A 15,095-nucleotide genomic window follows, 5' to 3' on the forward strand; every position below is an offset into this window, starting at 1 on the left:
TTCGGGCGTATACGGGTCTCGCGGCGTGCCGGACGTCCCGTACGGCCACGACTGGGAATCGCGTAGGTGGTGCTGAGGCGGGCTAGGCGGCGCCGGAGGCGGCCGGGGGCCGCTCCCACCGGTCCGGCAGGAGGAGGTCCTCCGGGGCGAGGCCGTTCACGTGGTACTTGCCGACCGCGCTGGTCAGCATCCGCAGTTCGAGGGCGAGGGCCTCGACGAGCCGGGTCAGGCCGGCCTCGCGGTCCTCGTCGACGGCGAGCAGGGCGGCGCGGCCGAGGCCGACGGCGCGGGCGCCGAGCGCGAGGGCCTTGACGGCGCGGGTCCCCTCCCACATGCGTCCGCTGGCGAGGAGGCAGTGGTCGGTGGGTCCGACGCGGCGCAGGCAGTCGGCGAGGGGCAGTCCGACGTGGGTGAGGAAGCCGGTGGGGGCCCAGGCGGTGCCGCCCTCCGCGCCGTCGACGGTCACGGAGTCCGCGCCGGCCGCCCAGGCGGTGGCCGCGGCGTGGGCCACGTCCCGGCCGGGGTGGAGCTTCACCCACACCCTGGCGCGGGGGAAGTTGTTGCGCATGAGGCGGATCTGCTGGCGCAGGATCTCCTCCGTGAAGGTGCCGGGGCTGGCGACCCGGAGCACCCGGTCGCCGTCGGCGCCGAACACCTCGTCGAGGGCGTACTGTTCGGCGATCCGCGCCGAGGCCTCGCGGCTGAGCAGGGTGAGCCCGCCGAGGCCGGGCTTGGCTCCCTGGCCGACCTTGAGCTCGAAGGCGAGGCGGCCGGTGGCGAGCAGGGGTTCGGTGACCGGGTCGCTGTAGACGAGGTTCCACACCTCGGCGTCGGCGTCCTCGGTGGACTGCTGGACGACGACGCCGCCGTGTTCGCCGTCGGCGGCCCCGGCGTACGCGGCGATCCGGCCGAGCAGCGGGGAGGCGCCGGAGTCTCCGGCGCTGCGGTAGCCGTTGACGGGGACGACGTTCTCGCCGATGACGAGGGGGATGCCGAGCGCTCCGGCCTGTCGTCCCGCGGCCTCGCCGAGGTCGTGGCTGGCGACCTGGGTGGACCCGAAGGCCGACACGTACAGCGGCAGACGGCTGGTGAACCCGCCGATGACGGTGGAGAGTTCGACGTCGCTGTAGAGGGGTTCGCGGGCGAGGTCGATGAGCTTCTTCAGGCGCTCGGGCATGAAGACGGGCGGCACGATCCTGATGCGCTCCAGGACGTCGTCCGGGTCGTGTCCGGCCCGCTCCCGGGACGGGCCGGGGAGGGCGCCGAGGAGGCCGCTTCCGTAGCCCGCCTCGGCGGGGAAGACCGCTCCGGCGCCGTGCCGGGCGCGCAGCCGGACCTGCTCCTCGGGGAAGCCGTCGGCGACGAGTGCGGTGCTCACGCCGACACCACCCCGGGGAGCTTCGGGTAGGCGCTGGCCTGCCAGGCGGCCTGTCGTCCGGTGACGTAGCGGGTGAAGCGCTCCAGGCCGATGCCGAAGCCGGAGCTCGCGGGGATGCCGCGGCGGGCCAGGTCCAGGTACCAGCCGTACTTGGCGGGGTTCTCACCGGTCTCCCGCATGCGGGTGACGAGGGTGGCGTAGTCGTGCTCCCGCTCGCTGCCGCTGGCCAGCTCGCCGTACCCCTCGGGGGCGATGAGGTCGAAGTTCCGCAGCACGCCGGGCTGTTCGGCGTTCTCCTTGTCGTAGAAGCCGCGCGAGCCCTTGGGGTAGTCGGTGATGAAGAAGGGGCGCTCGGCCCGGGCGGAGACGATCTCCTCGGCCTGCCAGTCGATCTCGGCGGCCGGGTCCTGGGGGTGGCCGAGGCCGATCAGCTCGGCGGTGGTCTCCCGGTGGCCGACGCGGCCGAAGGCGCCGTCGAGTACGGCGCGCAGCGCGTCGGCGTCCCGGCCGAGGAGCTCCAGATCGGCCGGCAGGCCGGTCACGACCTCGGCGACCACATGGCTGACGAGCTGTTCGGCGAGGTCCATCGCGTCCTCGCGGCGGGCGTCGCGGATCTCCACGTCGATCTGGTGGAACTCGGCGAGGTGGCGGTGGGTGACGGCCGTTTCGAGGGGTTCGAGCCGGACGTTGGGGGCGATGTAGAAGATCTTGTCGAAGGCGAGCAGCGAGGCCTGCTTGTAGAGGATCGCGCTCGTCATCATCTTGTACTTGTGGCCGTAGAAGTCGACGTCCACCTGCTTGGAGCCCCGGATGCCCGGGTCGGTGACCGGGCCGATGATGGGCGGAAGCAGCTCCTGGAAGCCGCGGCCGGTCAGGAAGGCGCGGGTCGCGGCGAGCATGTGGCTCTGGACCCGCAGGGTGGCCCGGGTGAGCGGATCGGTCAGATGCGCGTCGGGCGAGGACGGGAACGGCAGGAGCGTCTCGTCCACGGCCTCGGCGATGGTGACGGTCATGGTCATACCTCCTGGAGGAGAGGGGCGTCGACGGGGGTGCTGTCGACGTCCTCGGTGCGGGTGTCGAGGTGGTCGTATCGGCGTTGTACGAAGGTCAGCGCGTCGTGCAGTCCGGTCGCGGTGAGCCGGGCGCCGCTGCGTCCGGCGACCCGCCCGATGGGCATGGCCCCGATGTTCGACCAGGTCAGCCGGCCCGCCGCGTCGATGTGGCTGCGGGAGCGGCCGGCGTTGTCGGGGTGCAGGCAGTAGGGGACGTCCAGGTAGCCGCGCTCGAAGGCCTTCAGGAGCGCGCTGCCGAGGTCGGTGTGGAGGTCGAGCACGGCGTCCACGAGGGCGCGGGCCTCGGCGTAGACGGGGTTTCCTGTCGCGTCGTCCGTCTCCTCGGCGCCCGCGGTCGCGGCCGCCCGGCGGGCCGCCTCCGTCGCGATGCGCAGGGCCCGGACGTTCTCGGCGACGGTCGGGATGCGGTGGGCCTCGGCGGCGGTCTTCACGATGAGCCGCTGCCCGCCGGCCCGGACCGCGAGTTCGGCCGAGTCCGCCAGGAGGGCGTGGGCGCCGCGTGTGGTCCTCGGGTACACCCCCATGTAGGTGTAGACGACGACGTGCCAGTCGGTGTCCGGCAGGAGTTCCGCCGCGAGCCGGCGCAGGGCGCGCAGCGCCTGCCGGTCCTGCTCGGGGTTGGTCTGCTGGGCGTAGCTGAGCGAGACGGAGCGCAGGCCTGCGCGGTGGAAGAACACGCCTTCCAGGGCGCTGATCGCCACGAGCAGTCCCGGCGGGCAGAGTTGGCCGAGCATGCAGCCGCCGAAGCTCTCCAGGTGCGGTTCCGCCCCGTCGGCGCGCAGGGCGGCCAGCTGCTCGCAGGTCTCCTGCCAGTTGCGGACGGAGTCCTCCAGCGGGGTGCGGCCGTAGGGCAGGCAGTACGAGACGGGGCCGCCCTCGGTCGCGGTGAGGCCGAGCCGGGCGAGCGCGGCGACGATCCTCTGGGGTCGTGCCGAGCCGTGCCGGACCTGGACGGGGAAGCTGTCGTCCGCGAGGCCGTCCAGGACCCAGTGCGAGGTGCCCGGGCTGTAGGAGGTGATGGGGTAGCCGTTGAGGGGGATGCCGTTGCCGAGGGCGCGGACGGCCGAGGGCTCGTCGCAGACCCGGGTGTAGCTGTCGATGGTGAGGGTGCCGGCGACGGCGTCCGTCGCGGCCTTGGTGGCCGCGAGACCGGCCCGCATCCGGGCGGGCTGGGAGAAGCCCATGCGGGGCTGGACCACGAGGGCGCCCCGGGCGTGGGCGTCGGCGACGAACCGTCCGAAGGACGTCACCCTGCCACCCCTTCGAGCGGGGTGGCGGCCGGGGCCGGGGCGCGGTCGGCGGCCAGCCGGGCGACGAACGCCTCGAAGGCGCCGAGGTCCGCGTCCTGGTCCTGCTCCGGGTCGTCCTGGAACACCGCGTCGAAGCCCGCCTCACGGAGCCGGCGGCCGTGTCCGGCCCGCTGTTCGGCGCCGAGGACGCCCAGCTTGCCGCCGATGACGGCGGGCAGGCCCGCCAGCTCCCACCGCGAGCGGATCGTCTGGATCAGCTGCTCGGCGTCCTGGAATCCGTGGCCGTTGACGGTGCTGACCACGAGCAGGTCGGGCTGGTACTTGCCGCAGGACTCCACGATCTCGTCCTGGGGGACGCACGGGCCCAGGTTGATGACGTGATGTCCCAGGTCTTCGATCAGCAGTTGAATGAATACGAGATTCCAGGTGTGCGCATCGGACGGCAGTCCGGTGACAACGACGTCCAGCGGCCCGGATCGCTGCCGGGACGCCACTTCCGCAGTCTGCATCATCACTTCGTCCACATCGTGGGATGACAAGTGGGAGAAGGAGGTCCTGGATGGCTCGGAACGTCCCTTCGGCATCGATCGTAGGAAGGCCGGATCCCGCCGACCGGCGCCCGGAGCGGCAACCGGGCGGCAGTTGCCGGTGCGTGCCGCCGCCGCGTTCCCGGCCCGTCCTACAGTCGGACTCCGCCGCCGCGCCGGCCCGTTCGGACAGCGCGGGCACGCGTCCCGGAGACCCTGAGGAGTGGACCCATGTCCCAGATCGCCCCCGCCGCCGAGTTGGCCGCGGCCCTGCGTGACGTCATGTCGGATGCCGATCGCCACGAGCCCCTGGGCGAGGCGAAGTTCGCGGTGCTGGAAGCGGCGGTGCAGCTGATCGACGCGGACCGGCCCGAGCTGGCGGACCAGCCCGGGCTGCGTACGGAACTGCTGCGCGAGGCGCTCGGTTCGGTGCGGGCCGCGGCGGTCGCCACCGGCATCGCCGTCACGCGCGCGAACGACGTGTCGCGCGTCCTGGTGTGAGGAGACGCGGCGCGAGGTGCTGCCGCCGAACTGCCGCCCGGGCTGCCCGAACCGGCGCACCCGCTCTCGTAGCGTCGGGGTACCGGTGCGGCACCGGATCCCCGTTCCACGGACCCCACAGAGGTGAAGCCATGGCAACCAATCCGTTCGACGACGCCGACGGCCGTTTCGTCGTCCTGGCCAACGACGAGGGCCAGCACTCGCTGTGGCCCGCCCGGGTCCGCCGCCCGGAGGGCTGGCGGCTGGTCCGCGAGGAGGGCAGCAAGCAGGAGTGCGCCGAGTACGTCGAGACCCACTGGACGGACCTGCGTCCCCGTTCGGTCGTCGCCGCGATGGGCGGCTGACCGCCGGCCGGGCGCACGGCAGAGGGGCGGCGTCGGTACGGGCTCTCACGAGCCGGTGCCGACGCCGCCCCTCTGCCGTGTCGTCACTCCTGGCCGGTCACGCACCATTCCAGGACCGCCATCGCCGCGGTCATCTTGTGGTGGGCCTGCCGCCAGGCGAGGCTGCGCTCCCCGTCGAGGACGTCGTCGCTGACCTCCTGGCCGCGGACGGCGGGCAGGTCGTGCAGGAAGACGGTGTCCGGTCCGCTGTACCGCTCGAAGAACTCCCGGTCGACGGCGAAGCCCTCGAAGGCCGTCAGCCAGTCCGGGTCGGCCTTCGGTACGCCCATGGTCTGCCAGCGGCTCGTGTAGACCGCGTCGACGGGGCCCTCGACCGCGGCCGGGTCGGTGATCCGGCGCACCAGGTGTCCCCCGCCGCCGAGTTCGTCGACGAGGTCGAGGGTGCTCTTGGGCACCTCGTACCCCTCGGGGCTCAGCAGGGTGATCCGCAGTCCGGGGGTGAGCGCGCCGGCCAGCGCGAGGGCCGCGCCGGAGCTGTTGCCCTCGCCGACGACGAGCACATGCCGTCCGGCGAGCTCCCCGAACCGCTCGGCGAGCGTGGCGAGGTCGGCGATCGCCTGGGTCGGGTGCTCGTCCAGGCTGAGGGCGTTGACCACGGCGAGGTCGGGGCTGCCGCCGAGGCGGCGCATCTCCTCCACGTCGCCGTTGGTCCGTACGACGAGCGCGTCGAGGTACTGGCCGAGGACCCGGCTGGTGTCCTCCACCGTCTCCCCGGTGGTCAGCTGGAGTTCGTCGGGGCCGAACGTGATGACGTCGGCGCCCAGCCGGGTGGCCCCGCTCCAGAAGGAGGTACGGGTCCGGGTGGACGACTTGCGGAAGTAGATGCCGACCTGGCGCCCCGCCAGCGGCCTGGCTTCGGCGCCGGCGCCGAACTCGACGGCGCGGGCGACGATGCGGGCGAGCTGCTCGGGCGTGAGGTCGGCGAGCGAGATCAGGTTGCGCATGGCGGACGGGCCTTTCTGCGAAGGATCGGGAGAGCGGGGTGGGGTGGGGCGGGGTGGGGCGAGGGGGACTCAGGAGGTCTCGGCGGGTCGGGAAGGGCTCGGCGAGGTGCCGGGCAGGTCAGGAAGGTCCAGGAAGGTTCCGGCGCTCCTCGGGTCCGTGCGTTCGGCGGTGGGCTCAGGAGACGAGGGCCGAGGCGGGGACGAGCGCGGCGGAGCGTTCGGCGGCGTGCTGCCGCACCAGGTTGAGCACCCCGAAGCGCGGGGCGCCGTCCTCCTCGCCGGGCAGCCGTCGCACGAGCCCGCGCAGCATCAGCGCGTGCACGTCGCGGACCACGGCGGCCGGGGGTCGGGACAGTCCGGCGGCGGCCTGGTCGGCGCTCCAGCCGTCGGGGAGCATGCTCAGGTCGCCGAGGAGCGCCGCCGGAGCGTCGTCGAGGCGGCGCACGGCCGCCGCGAGGAGCGCGGCGAACCCCTCGCCGCCCGTGTCGCCCGCGGTCACGTCGTCCACGACGTCCAGCGGGGTGGCCCGGGCGATCCTCAGCAGCTCGGCGGGTGAGCGCAGCAGCAGCCAGGAGGCGGCCGCCTCCATCGCCCGGGGCACGCCGTCGAGGGCCCGGCTCAGGCACGCCACCGTGCGCACCAGGGAGTCGCCGGGCATCAGGTCGGGGCGCATGTGACCGACGTACGACAGCATCAGTTCGACGGCGGGCTGCCCGGCGGTCAGGGACTCCCCCGGCAGGGGCGTTCCCGTGCCGTGCGACGGCTCCGGCTCGGGTACGGGCAGCGGGCCGAGCGGCAGCATCCGGTTGCCCGGGGTGCGGTGCGGCTCCCGCGTGGTGATCAGCACCTTGAGGCGTTCGCAGGCGTGCAGCAGTTCCAGGAGCGGGGGTGCGATGTGGGGGGCGGCGTCATGGCCGTCGAGGACGAGGAGGGTGGCCCGGCCGCGTATGACGGAGGCGAGTTCGTCCAGGCCCCGGCCGCCGAGGGCGAGGGAGCGGGCCCAGCCCGTCAGGGCGGACCGCGGGCTGCGGGACACGGCGGGCCCGGACGTCGGCGACGGCGCGGCCTCGTTCATGTCGACCCAGAGGACCGGGGTCCGGTCGCGGCCGTGCAGGAGCAGCGCGGCCTCCTGGGCCAGTCGGGTCTTGCCGACGCCGACCAGGCCCACGACGCTGAGCAGCCGCTCGTGCTCGGTGGCGAGCAGCGCGGTCAGGGACCGCAGTTCCTCGGTGCGGCCGACCAGCCTGCGCAGCGGCTGCGGCGGCGGTGCCAGCTCCGCGCCGTACGTCTCGCGCATCACCGTGCCGGCCTCCGCTCCCTCGACGGCCAGCTCCAGGGCGGCGCGGCGGGCGTCGCTCAGCCGCATGGCGCCGGCGAGCAGCCGGAGCGTCTCCCGGCGCGGGTGCCGCACCCTCCCCTGCTCCAGGTCCCGGATGGCCCGCACGCTGACGGTCGAGAGGCCGGCCAGCTGTTCCTGGGTGATGCCGGCCCACTGCCGCGCGGACCTCAGCTGTTCGGCGAGCCCGTCCGGAGATGCCTCGGTCATGACCAGTCTCCTTGCTGCATGGGGGTCCTCACTGTCGAGGGCCGCGAGGAAGTCGGCCTCGTGGTTCCCAAGGTGGCGTCGGCGCTTACCGATCCCGTACCGCCTCGTTCCCGAGGGTCACGGGAACGGGCTAGGATCCGCATGCACCGGCGGGTGGGGCGTGGACAGGTGACCTGGGGGGGTGCTCACGGCGATGACCGCTGCCGAAGGGCGATCGCTGCGTTTCAACGTGCTGGGCCCCCTTGAGGGCTGGGCCGACGGCTCCCGGCTGCGACTGGGGGGACTGATCCAGGAACGCGTCCTCGGCACTCTTCTCCTGGAGCCCGGACGGGTTCTGACGATCGCCCGTCTCGTGGAGTCGGCCTGGGCGGAGGACCCGCCCGCCACCGCCTCCCACCAGGTCCGCAAGGCGGTCGCGGACCTGCGGCGGCGCATCCCCGACGGCAGCGCGGTCATCGTCACCGACGGCCCCGGTTACCGGGTGGTCCTGAGTCCCGGACAGTTGGACCTCACCGAGTTCGGCACCCTCGTGCGCGAGGCGAGGGACGCGCCGGGCGAGGGGCGTACGGCCGACGCGGTGGAGGCGCTCCGCCGGGCGCTCGGCCTGTGGCGCGGCCCGATCCTGTCGGGAGCGGGCGGCCCGGTGATCGAGGCGGTGGCCGCCGCGTTCGAGGAGCGCCGGCTCGCCGCCGCCGAGCAGCTCTTCGAGCTGCGCCTCAGCCTGGGCGAGACCGCCGAACTCGTCGTGGACCTGCGGGACCTGGTGCAGGCGCACCCCTTGCACGAGTCGCTGCGGGCCCAGTTGATGCTCGCCCTGTACCGCTCGGGGCGGCAGGCGGAGGCGCTGGAGGAGTACGGCCGGGTCCGCGAACTCCTCGTGGAGGAGCTCGGCGTCGACCCGGGCCCGCGCCTCACCAAGGTGTACGAGGGGATCCTGCGCGACAGCCCGGAACTGGCCACTCCCCTTCCCCCGCCGGTCGCGGCCCCGCCGCCCGCCCCGGTCGCCGTGGCCGCCGAGGTCCCGTGCACCCTGCCGTACGACCTGACGGATTTCACCGGCCGCGAGGACGAACTGCAGGAGCTGCTCGACTCGGCGGGGCGGGACTACGCGCGCCATTCCCGGATCGTGGCCCTGGACGGCATGGGCGGCAGCGGGAAGACCTCCCTCGCGGTGCACGCGGCGCACACCCTGGCGGGCGAGTTTCCCGACGGGCAGCTCTACATCGACCTGCGCGGCTACACGCCGGGCGAGCAGCCGGTGGCCGCCGGCGAAGCACTCGACGGTCTCTTACGCGCCATGGGCGTGCCGGGCGCGCGCATCCCGGAGGACGTCCCGGGGCGTACGGCGCTGTGGCGGGCGACCGTCCTGGGGAAGCGCCTGCTGCTCCTCCTCGACAACGCGGTCGAGGCCGACGACATCAGGCCGCTCCTTCCGACCTCGCCCGGCTGCCTGGTGCTGATCACCAGCAGGGCCCGGCTGCTCGACCTGGACTCGGCGCAGTGGATCTCGATCGACGTGATGTCGCCGCCGGAGTGCGCGGCGCTGATCGCGGAGACGCTGGGCGAACAGCGGTACGCGGCGGAGCCGGAGGCGGCGGCCGAGCTGGCCCGGCTCTGCGGCCATCTGCCCCTGGCGCTGCGGATCGCCACCGCCCGGCTGCGCAACCGGCCCCGCTGGACGCTGCGTTACCTGGCCGACCGGCTGCGCGACGAGACGCGCAGGCTGGACGAGCTCAGCTCGGGGCAGCGGAGTGTCGCCGCGACCCTGCGCCTGTCGTATCAGGCCCTGCCCCAGGAGTGCCGGACCGCGTTTCGCAGCCTGGCGCTGCACCCCCGCGGCGACCTCGACGTCTACGCGGCCGCCGCCCTCCTGGAGACCGACCCGACCGAGGCCGAGGACATCCTCGAACTCCTGCTGGACGTCCACCTGTTGCAGCAGCCCGACATCGGCCTGTACACCTTCCACGATCTGGTGCGGAGCTTCGCCCAGAGTCTGAGGTCGGCCGCGACGGAGGACGACGACTCCGCTTCGACGCGCAGGCTGCTCGACTACTACCTGGCGTCGACGGAGTCGGCGTGCCTGGTGATGTTCCCGGGCCGGCGCCGCATCCCCACCGGGGTGGCGGAGGTCGAGGAGGCGGACGCGTGGGGCACCCGGATCCCGCGGCTCACGGACAGCGGGCAGGCCGAGCGGTGGTTCGCGCGGGAACAGGGCTCCCTGCTTGGGGCGGTCTGCCTGGCCGACCGGCACGGACACGACCGCCATACGGTGTTCCTCTCGCGCAATCTGGCCTTCCAGCTCAGCGCGCGCGGTCAGTTGGAGGAGTTCCGCTCGATGGGCCTCCTGGCGGTGGCCGCCGCGCGTCGGCTGGGCGAACTGCCGCTGCTCGGCATCAGCCTCTCCAACCTGGGCGTCGCCTGCTGGAAGCTGGGCCGCTTCGCCGAGGGCATCGAGGTCGCCACGGAGGGCCGTGACGTCGCCGAACGCCTCGGCGACATCCAGACGCTGGCCCACAGCGAGAGCGCCCTCGGCCAGCTGAACAGTCTGCTCGGCCGGTTCCCGCAGGCGCTGTCCCATCTGGAGAAGTCGATCGCGCACCAGCGGCAGCTCGGCGCGAGCCGGGCCGAGGCGGAGAGCCTCACCCTGCTCAGCACCCTGTACGAGCAGTGGGGGCGGCACGAGGAGGCCGCTTCGGCGGCCCGTCGGGCGATCGCGCTCTGCGACGAACTGGGCCAGCACGAGAACAAGTTGGTCGCCTTCACGGACCTGGCCTTCGCCCACGCCTGCCTCGGCGACAACGAGGCCGCCGGCTCGTGTCTCGCGCGGGCCCGCGAGCTGTGCACCGAGAACAGCGACCCGGGGCAGGTGGCGCTGGCCCTGGCCCTCCTCGCGGAGGTCACCCAGCGCCTCGGCAGCGACGAGCAGGCCGTGCGATACGCGGACAGCGCCATCGAAACGATCGGGCCAAACGTTTCTCCACTCCGCCGGGCCAAGGTCGAGAACACCGTCGGCCGCTACTTGTACAAACGCAAGGAGTACGCGGCGGCCCTCGGTCTGCACGAGCGCGCTCACGAGGTGGCGCACTCGCTCGACTTCCGCATCGAGATGGCCTACGCCCTGTCCGGCATGGCCCGCGCCCAGGCCGCCCTCGGCCTCGCGGAGGAGGCGACCCGCAACGAGCGCTCCGCCGAGGAACTGTTCGGCGAGATGGGCGTCCCGGCGGAACGCCGACGCACCTGACCCCGCGCGCCCGGTGGTGCGGCGGGTGCCGGACGGACCGGTGCCCCGCACCTGTCTCGGAGGACCGGTGCGGGGCACGGTGACGTGTCACGTGGTGGGAATCAGACGGCGAGGAGGGCCGGGCCACCGGCGGAGCCCGAGCCGGCCCCGGGGACGGTGGGACCCTGGTCGTCGGTGGCGGCGGCCGGGACGACGCCGTTCCCGCCGATGACGGTCGGACCCTGGTCGTCGGTGGCGGCGGCCGGGACGACGCCGTTCCCGCCGATGACGGTCGGACCCTGGTCGTCGGTGGCGACCCCGTTCGTCCCGATCACGGTCGGACCCTGGTCGTCGGTGGCGGCGATCCGGACGACCCCACCCTTGCCGATCACCGTCGGACCCTGGTCCTCGACCACACCGGCCCGGACGACCCCACCCTTACCGATCACCGTCGGACCCTGGTCCTCGACCACACCGGCCCGGACGACCCCACCCTTACCGATCACCGTCGGACCCTGGTCCTCGACCACACCGGCCCGGACGACCCCACCCTTACCGATCACCGTCGGACCCTGGTCCTCGACCACACCGGCCCGGACGACCCCACCCTTACCGATCACCGTCGGACCCTGGTCCTCGGCCTGGACGTGCACCCCGACCGGCTGGCTCTGCGAGTTCCCCGCCTCGACCGTGGCCCCGATACCGAAGGCGAGGGCGGCGGCGACGATCCCGACGAGTCCGGTCGACTTGCGTCCCATGGCCTATCCCCTTTGCGTGGTTTTCTCCGGTCCTGCTTCCCGACACCACGTACTCTCCGGCGACCCGTTCCCGGACCGTTCCCGAGCCGATACCGCCTGGCGGCAGGGCACGGGAACGCACCCGGGAACGCCTGGTCAGCCCGGGTGGGACCCACTGCACGGCAGGGTGGAGGGCGCTCACCCCGCCCCGGGACAAGGACGGGAACGAGGCCGGGGCTCGCGGGCGAACACGGTCGCGCCGCCGCCGAGTCGGCAACTCACCACCCGGGGACCCCGCGCGGTGAGGACCACGGTGGTGGACACCCGCCCGGACCCGACGTCCGCCAGATCGAGCAGCGCGCGCACCGTGGCGCGCAGCGCCGCGACCTCGTCCTCGTCGGGCGCGCCCCCGTCGGCCGCGGCGCGGTCGGGCGCCGGCTCGCCGGGCCCGCGCCACACGCTGATGTCCACGACGGTGTGCATGCTGTTGTCGCTCACGGTCTCGACACGGAACTCGGGCCCTTCCCAGGACTCCTCGGCCTCCGTGCGAGGATCCGGCCGGTCCGCCGGCTCTCCCTCGACCGACCGCTCGATGGCGGACAGCTCCTGAAGGATGTGGCGTAGCCCCTCGGCCACGTCGATCCGGTCCGGGGGATGCTTCATCAGTGACTCCTCCTGCAGAGAACTACTCCGTCAGGGTCGAGCCACCCGATACCGTTCCCCTCCCGCTCCGGTCCCGCCCGCGGGCAGTCCGGAAGAGGGGTCGGGGGAGTCGGCGGAAGGGTCGAGGGAAGTCGGCGGAAGGGTCGAGGGAAGTCGGCGGAAGGCCGGGGGACGTCGGCGGAAGGGCCGGGGGACGTCAGTCGCCGTTGACCGGCAGGACGTCCGGGGAGAGGGCGCCCGCGTGGGCCGAGCCCGAGGTCATCCGGCGGCGGTGGTGACGGCGGCAGAGCACCTCGTAGCCGATCTCCTCGGCCGGGCGGTTCACGTCGCCGACGACGACCTGCTCGCCCTCGACGACCATCTCGCCGCCGACCGTACGGGCGTTGTGCGTGGCCCGCGCCCCGCACCAGCAGAGCGCCTCGACCTGCAGCTGCTCGATGCGGTCGGCCAGTTCGATCAGCCGCTGCGAGCCGGGGAAGAGCTTGGTGCGGAAGTCGGTGGTGATACCGAAGGCGAAGACGTCGAGACCGAGGTCGTCGACGATCCGCGCGAGCTGGTCGATCTGCTCCGGGTCGAGGAACTGCGCCTCGTCCACGATCACGTAGTCGGCCTTGCCGCCCTGGGAGAGCTGGGCGACGAGGTACCCGTACACGTCCATGTCCCGAGGGGCCTCGACCGCCTCCGTGACCAGGCCGAGCCGGGAGGACAGCTTGCCCTCGCCCGCCCGGTCGTCACGGGTGAAGATCACGCCCTGCAACCCCCGCGCGTCGCGGTTGTGAGCGATCTGGAGCGCCAGGGTGCTCTTCCCGCAGTCCATGGTTCCGGAGAAGAAGACCAGCTCGGGCATGACGGGTCGGGGACCTTTCGGGTCGTGGGAGGGGTGGGGTGTCCGGGGAGGGTCAGGAGCGGACTTCGAGCAGCGGGACGAGCTGCTCCGCGGGGGTCATGGACCCGTGCATGCCGACCATCGCGGACTCGTGGGGCTCGTTGACGGAGGCGGTGATCGCCACGTCGTCGTGGGCCGCGGCGACGACGTCGCCGATCCGGCCGTGGACGCGGTCGTCGATCTCCTCGCCGAACCAGCCGAGCGAGATGGCCTCGTCGCGGCTCGCGACCCAGAACTGCTCGCCGATCACCTCGCGCCAGCAGGTGAGGACGTCCGTCGCGGCGCCGGGCACGGCGTAGACGTGCCGGGCGCGCCCCTCGCCACCGAGGAGGGCGACGCCCGCGCGCAGCTCCCAGTCCTCGTCGAAGTCGATGCGGTGCTGCTCGTCGAAGGGGATGTCGACCATGCCGTGGTCGGCCGTGACGTACAGGGCCGAGCGGGGCGGCAGCTGCTCCGCGAGCCGCTGCACGAGCCGGTCGACGAACATCAGCTGGCCGCGCCAGGCGTCGGAGTCGATGCCGAAGCGGTGTCCGGCGCCGTCGAGTTCGCTGTAGTACGTGTAGACCAGCGAGCGGTCGCCCGCGGCGAGCTGCTCGGCGGCGAAGTCCATGCGCTCCTCGCCGGAGAGCCGGCCGTGGAACGTGCCGCCGCTGAGCGCGACCTTGGTGAGCGGGGTCTGCTCGAAGATCGGGGAGGAGACCTGGGCGGTGTGGACCCCGGCCTCGTGCGCGAGCTGGAAGACGGTGGGGTACGGCTGCCAGACGTGCGGCGCGGTCCACGGCTTCCAGCGGAGCTGGTTCATCAGCTCGCCGGTGTCGGGGTCGCGCACGGTGTAGCCGGGCAGCCCGTGCGTGCCGGGGTAGCGGCCGGTGCCGACGGAGGCCAGCGAGGTGGCCGTGGTGGCGGGGAAGCCGGCGGTGACGGGGCGGCCGGTGCCGCCCCGCGAGGTGCCGAGGAGCGAGGTCAGATAGGGGGCCTCGTCCGGGTGGGCCTTGATCTGCTCCCAGCCGAGACCGTCGATCAGGAAGACGCAGTTCCGGTCGGCCGGGGAGAGTTCGGCGATCCGCGGCGCGAACCCGGGCACGCCCTGTCCGGCGACCAGCGTGGGCAGCACGTCGCCGAGGGAGCCGAAGGTGTACTCGGGGACCGGCGCGGTCCCGGGGGCGAGCGGGACCGGATCGTCGGGCCAGCCGTGGGTCACGGCGGTGGGCTGGACCATCAGCGGGTGGGCGCGGCGGTGGCCGCGATGGCTTCGGAGAGGGCCTGGGCGAAGACGAGGGTCTGCCGGACGGTGTCCGGGCCGTCCCCGGCCTCGCTCACCCGCAGGCTGAGGTCGTCGGCGGTGGCGTTGCCCGTGTAGCCGTGGTCGGCGTCGCAGTTGGCGTCGCCGCAGGCGGCGGGCTCCAGGTCGATGCGGGAGACGGCGCCCCAGCCGATGGTGAGGACCACCTCGCGGGGCAGGGTGCCCGGCGTGTACGACTCCGGGTTGGCGACCACGCGGCTGACGACGACCGACGAGATCCGGTCGAGCTTCACGGACTCGGTGGACGTCGTGGCGTACGGGGTCGGCGAGCTGGTGTCGGCGGCCTGCTCGTCGGTGTGGCTGACGATGAAGCGGTGCGGCGTCAGGACGAGGACGGTCACGTGCCGCCGGACCTCGTTCGCGTCGAAGGTGGTCTCCTGGTGGACCACGTACGACGCGACGGCCTCACCGCCGACGGCGGCCTCCACCGCCTCGGCCACGAGGGCCGGGTAGTAGCCGCTGCGCTCGATCGCCGTGCGCAGCCCCTGGGTCGTCGTACCGGTCTTCGCCATGGACTCCATCCTAATCCGTATGCAAGGACGGCTTGGCCGATTGTGAACCCGGTCGGGCGGTTCGCGACGGCCGGGGCTGTGACATCTGACTCGATCCGGACGGAGAGGAGCCCGCCGGCCCCGGCCCGGTCCCCTCACGTAGCTCGGCAGG

At 73.2% G+C, this 15,095-nt stretch carries 14 protein-coding genes; 3 read left to right on the plus strand and 11 right to left on the minus strand.

Features of this window, described 5'->3' with window-relative positions; all coding sequences use genetic code 11:
- Positions 1 to 82 precede the first annotated feature (82 nt).
- Genes ACRRSS_RS26620 through ACRRSS_RS26635 form a run of 4 tightly spaced genes read right to left on the minus strand, consistent with a single transcriptional unit; the run spans position 83 to position 4,213 of the window.
- Positions 83 to 1,378 carry a glutamate synthase-related protein gene (locus tag ACRRSS_RS26620; RefSeq protein WP_435973630.1) on the minus strand — a complete coding sequence of 432 codons (1,296 nt, stop codon included), beginning with the start codon at positions 1,376 to 1,378 and terminating at the stop codon, positions 83 to 85.
- The gene (locus tag ACRRSS_RS26625; protein WP_435973631.1) at positions 1,375 to 2,397 is read right to left on the minus strand and encodes an asparagine synthetase A; all 1,023 of its coding nucleotides are present in this window, start codon (positions 2,395 to 2,397) and stop codon (positions 1,375 to 1,377) included. Before ACRRSS_RS26625 ends, ACRRSS_RS26620 begins: the two co-directional genes overlap by 4 nt.
- Positions 2,394 to 3,701 (minus strand): methylaspartate mutase, encoded by a 1,308-nt coding sequence (locus ACRRSS_RS26630; protein WP_435973632.1) that lies wholly within the window; start codon positions 3,699 to 3,701, stop codon positions 2,394 to 2,396. The genes ACRRSS_RS26625 and ACRRSS_RS26630 overlap by 4 nt, the downstream gene beginning before the upstream one ends.
- Complete coding sequence (locus ACRRSS_RS26635; RefSeq protein ID WP_435973633.1) at positions 3,698 to 4,213, minus strand: cobalamin B12-binding domain-containing protein; 516 nt, start codon at positions 4,211 to 4,213, stop codon at positions 3,698 to 3,700. The genes ACRRSS_RS26630 and ACRRSS_RS26635 overlap by 4 nt, the downstream gene beginning before the upstream one ends.
- A gap of 246 nt (positions 4,214 to 4,459) precedes the next feature.
- Between ACRRSS_RS26635 and ACRRSS_RS26640 the strand changes: the two genes are divergently transcribed.
- Together ACRRSS_RS26640 and ACRRSS_RS26645 are read left to right on the plus strand one after the other, a co-directional pair.
- A complete protein-coding gene (locus ACRRSS_RS26640; protein ID WP_435973634.1) occupies positions 4,460 to 4,729 on the plus strand; it encodes a hypothetical protein in 270 nt (89 codons plus the stop codon).
- 131 nt (positions 4,730 to 4,860) lie between these two features.
- The gene (locus ACRRSS_RS26645; protein ID WP_351902156.1) at positions 4,861 to 5,073 is read left to right on the plus strand and encodes an MbtH family protein; all 213 of its coding nucleotides are present in this window, start codon (positions 4,861 to 4,863) and stop codon (positions 5,071 to 5,073) included.
- An 83-nt stretch (positions 5,074 to 5,156) separates the two neighbouring features.
- On the opposite strand, the gene ACRRSS_RS26650 is transcribed toward ACRRSS_RS26645, so the two are convergent.
- Both ACRRSS_RS26650 and ACRRSS_RS26655 read right to left on the minus strand, forming a co-directional pair.
- Positions 5,157 to 6,077 carry an ornithine carbamoyltransferase gene (locus tag ACRRSS_RS26650; RefSeq protein WP_435973635.1) on the minus strand — a complete coding sequence of 307 codons (921 nt, stop codon included), beginning with the start codon at positions 6,075 to 6,077 and terminating at the stop codon, positions 5,157 to 5,159.
- 175 nt (positions 6,078 to 6,252) lie between these two features.
- Entirely contained in the window at positions 6,253 to 7,623 is a 1,371-nt protein-coding gene (locus tag ACRRSS_RS26655) for a helix-turn-helix domain-containing protein (protein WP_435973636.1), read from the minus strand.
- A 193-nt stretch (positions 7,624 to 7,816) separates the two neighbouring features.
- Between ACRRSS_RS26655 and ACRRSS_RS26660 the strand changes: the two genes are divergently transcribed.
- Positions 7,817 to 10,864 (plus strand): BTAD domain-containing putative transcriptional regulator, encoded by a 3,048-nt coding sequence (locus ACRRSS_RS26660; protein ID WP_435973637.1) that lies wholly within the window; start codon positions 7,817 to 7,819, stop codon positions 10,862 to 10,864.
- Between the two features lie 101 nt (positions 10,865 to 10,965).
- On the opposite strand, the gene ACRRSS_RS26665 is transcribed toward ACRRSS_RS26660, so the two are convergent.
- The 5 genes from ACRRSS_RS26665 to ACRRSS_RS26685 all read right to left on the minus strand — a co-directional run bounded on the left by ACRRSS_RS26665 (position 10,966) and on the right by ACRRSS_RS26685 (position 14,944).
- A complete protein-coding gene (locus ACRRSS_RS26665) occupies positions 10,966 to 11,601 on the minus strand; it encodes a hypothetical protein (protein WP_435973638.1) in 636 nt (211 codons plus the stop codon).
- Positions 11,602 to 11,778: 177 nt separating this feature from the next.
- Complete coding sequence (locus ACRRSS_RS26670) at positions 11,779 to 12,243, minus strand: hypothetical protein (RefSeq protein ID WP_435973639.1); 465 nt, start codon at positions 12,241 to 12,243, stop codon at positions 11,779 to 11,781.
- 196 nt (positions 12,244 to 12,439) lie between these two features.
- A complete protein-coding gene (locus ACRRSS_RS26675) occupies positions 12,440 to 13,090 on the minus strand; it encodes a thymidine kinase (protein WP_435973640.1) in 651 nt (216 codons plus the stop codon).
- A 52-nt stretch (positions 13,091 to 13,142) separates the two neighbouring features.
- Positions 13,143 to 14,348, minus strand: a complete 1,206-nt coding sequence (locus tag ACRRSS_RS26680; protein WP_435973641.1) for an alkaline phosphatase family protein — start codon at positions 14,346 to 14,348, stop codon at positions 13,143 to 13,145.
- Positions 14,348 to 14,944, minus strand: a complete 597-nt coding sequence (locus ACRRSS_RS26685) for a DUF5998 family protein (protein ID WP_435973642.1) — start codon at positions 14,942 to 14,944, stop codon at positions 14,348 to 14,350. Before ACRRSS_RS26685 ends, ACRRSS_RS26680 begins: the two co-directional genes overlap by 1 nt.
- Between the last annotated feature and the right edge of the window lie 151 nt (positions 14,945 to 15,095).

The sequence above is a fragment of the Streptomyces sp. Qhu_M48 genome (assembly GCF_051305195.1).
Taxonomy (GTDB): domain Bacteria; phylum Actinomycetota; class Actinomycetes; order Streptomycetales; family Streptomycetaceae; genus Streptomyces.